This window comes from Variovorax sp. 20P10.2.4 (assembly GCF_058244205.1).
Genome location: NZ_JBZAYE010000878.1, coordinates 1 through 2463, shown reverse-complemented (window position 1 = coordinate 2463; position 2463 = coordinate 1). Strand labels below are relative to the sequence as shown.

Below are 2463 nucleotides of genomic sequence, written 5' to 3'. Positions count from 1 at the left end.
GCTCACCTGCTCGGCGCGTTGCCAGGCGTCCTCATGGGCCGGATCGGCCGCGCGCCATTGCGTCCAGCGCATGCGGTCGGCGGCCGTGGCCTCGCCCGACTGCAGCAGCAGGAAGCCCTGGGCGGCCTGCGTGGCGACGGCCTTGTCGACCACCACGCGCTGCGCGCTCGCAGCGCTCATACGGCCAGCAGGATGCAGTGCGCCATCGCCTCGGCCATGTAGCGCTTCACCGTGCGCTCGCTCACGCCCAGCCGCGCCGCGATCTCTGCATAACCCAGCCCTTCGAGCTGCGCCATCAGGAAGGCCTGCCGCACCGGCGGCGCGAGGCCGTCGAGCATCGCGTCGATCTCCTGCAGCGTTTCGAGAATGATCGCCTGCTGCTCCGGCGACGGCGCCAGCGGCTCGGGCATCGCGCCCAGTGCGTCGAGGTAGGCCTGCTCGAGCGAGCGCCGCCGGTACAGGTTCGCGAGCAGGCGCTTCGCGACGACCGTCAGGTAGGCACGCGGCTCGCGCAGCTGCCAGTCGCCCTGCTTCTCGGGCGTATGGTCAGGGGCGGCGAGGATGCGAAGGAAGGTGTCCTGCGCCAGGTCCGCGGCATCGAAGGAATTGCACAGCCTGCCGCGCAGCCAGCCCAGCAGCCAGCCGTGGTGGCCGCGGTAGAGGGCATGGACATGTGCATGGGGGTGCGGGTGAAGGGCGGAATCGGCGTTCATTCTTCCGAACGGCGTGCGGGGATCGCGGCCTCATGAATACGAATGGTTCTCATCTTAGTCGATCGAGCGATGGCGCCCGCGCGTTTCGGTATAACCACGGACACGCCAGCCGCAAGGCCCACCCCACACTCCAGCAGTTGTCGAGCAACGACAACTCACCCACCCCATGAAGATCGCCACCTGGAACGTCAACTCCCTCACCGCCCGCCTGCAGCACGTGCTCGACTGGCTGATTGCCAACCCGGTCGACGTGCTGTGCCTGCAGGAACTCAAGATGAGCGACGACAAGTTCCCGCTCGAGATCCTCAAGTCGGCCGGCTATGACGCGGCGGTGTTCGGGCAGAAGACCTACAACGGGGTCGCGATCCTGAGCCTCGCGCCGGTGCGCGACGTGGTGAAGAACATCGGCGGCTTCACCGACGACCAGTCGCGCGTGATCGCCGCCACCATCGACACGCCGCGCGGGCCGGTGCGCGTGGTCAACGGCTACTTCGTGAACGGCCAGGCGCCGGGCTCCGACAAGTTCGCCTACAAGATGAAATGGCTGGACGCGCTGCGCGAGTGGCTGCGTGCCGAACTGGCCGCGAATCCGAACCTGGTGCTGCTGGGCGACTTCAACATCACGCCCGAGGACCGCGACAGCTTCGACCCGGTGGGCCTGAAGGAAACCATCCACCACACGACCGAGGAGCGCGACCACTTCAAGCAGTTGCTCGGCCTGGGCCTGACCGACAGCTTCCGGATGTTCGAGCAGCCCGAGAAGAGCTACTCGTGGTGGGACTACCGCATGCTCGGCTACCAGAAGAACCGCGGGCTGCGCATCGACCACGTGCTGGTGAGCGACGCGCTCAAGCCGCAGGTCAGGGGCTGCGTGATCGACCGCGTGCCGCGCAAATGGGAAAAGCCCAGCGACCATGCGCCGGTGGTGCTCGACGTGGACCTCGGTGGCTGAGGCCGGAAAGCGCCGCGTCGCGGCGATCGCCAAGGCCGTGGCCACGGCCGCGCTGGCACTGTCGCTCGCGGCCTGCGGCGTGTTCGACAAGAAGCCCGCGAGCGGCGGCGAGAGTCCCGCGAGCCCCGGCACCACCGCCACTGCACCCGACGACGGCCCGCCCGCGAAGTCCGACGTGCCCACGGTGCGCCTCATCACGACGCAGACGCCCGTGGTGCGGGCCTACCGCAAGATCGGCGCGCGCCACATCTACACGAAGTACGCGCAGCGCATCTACAAGGGCAAGATCCCGCCGCTGGTCTACGCGGTGGTGGTGGTCGAGACGGACATCGACGCGAACGGCAAGGTCACGGGCGTGACCTTCAGCCGCATACCGAGCCATGCGCCCGAGGTACCACCGATGATCGAGGAGCTGATCAAGGCGGCCTCGCCGCTGCCCAGCCCGGGCAAGCTGGGCGGCCACACCTACATCGACACCTGGCTCTGGGACAAGAGCGGGAAGTTCCAGCTCGATTCGCTGACGCAGGGACAGCGCAGCCGCTGAGTCTTCTGGCAGGAAAGAAGACGAGCCGCGCGGCGCCGAGGCCGCGGGCTCGCCGGGCATCACTCGATGCCGAGTTCCTGGATCTTGCGCGTGATGGTGTTGCGGCCGATGCCGAGCTTCTGCGCGGCCTCGATGCGGCGTCCGCGCGTGCTCGACAGCGCCGTGAGGATCAGGCGCGATTCGAAGCGGCGCGACAACACGTCCCACACGTCGGTGCGCCCGGCCGCGAGCAGCGCCTGGGCCTCGGCCTCGAG

At 68.4% G+C, this 2463-nt stretch carries 5 protein-coding genes; 2 read left to right on the top strand and 3 right to left on the bottom strand.

What is annotated here, in order from left to right:
• On the bottom strand, positions 1-180 hold a 180-nt coding region (locus AC27VN_RS38880), incomplete at its 3' end, for a FecR/PupR family sigma factor regulator (protein WP_490880121.1).
• A complete protein-coding gene (locus AC27VN_RS38875; RefSeq protein ID WP_490880120.1) occupies positions 177-713 on the bottom strand; it encodes a sigma-70 family RNA polymerase sigma factor in 537 nt (178 codons plus the stop codon). The genes AC27VN_RS38875 and AC27VN_RS38880, both read right to left, overlap by 4 nt.
• A 166-nt stretch (positions 714-879) precedes the next feature.
• Here AC27VN_RS38875 and xth point away from each other — a divergent pair, with 166 nt between their 5' ends.
• Positions 880-1665 carry an exodeoxyribonuclease III gene (gene xth, locus AC27VN_RS38870; protein ID WP_057589626.1) on the top strand — a complete coding sequence of 262 codons (786 nt, stop codon included), beginning with the start codon at positions 880-882 and terminating at the stop codon, positions 1663-1665.
• The gene (locus AC27VN_RS38865; RefSeq protein ID WP_490880119.1) at positions 1658-2209 is read left to right on the top strand and encodes a hypothetical protein; all 552 of its coding nucleotides are present in this window, start codon (positions 1658-1660) and stop codon (positions 2207-2209) included. Before xth ends, AC27VN_RS38865 begins: the two co-directional genes overlap by 8 nt.
• Before the next feature lie 59 nt (positions 2210-2268).
• On the opposite strand, the gene AC27VN_RS38860 is transcribed toward AC27VN_RS38865, so the two are convergent.
• Positions 2269-2463 (bottom strand): helix-turn-helix domain-containing protein (locus AC27VN_RS38860; RefSeq protein ID WP_490880118.1); only part of this gene is annotated, 195 nt, incomplete at its 5' end.

Coding starts and splice junctions, on each gene's coding strand:
- xth (WP_057589626.1), top strand. CDS start 880: ATGAAGATCGCCACCTGGAACGTCAACTCCCTCACCGCCCGCCTGCAG.
- AC27VN_RS38875 (WP_490880120.1), bottom strand. CDS start 713: ATGAACGCCGATTCCGCCCTTCACCCGCACCCCCATGCACATGTCCAT.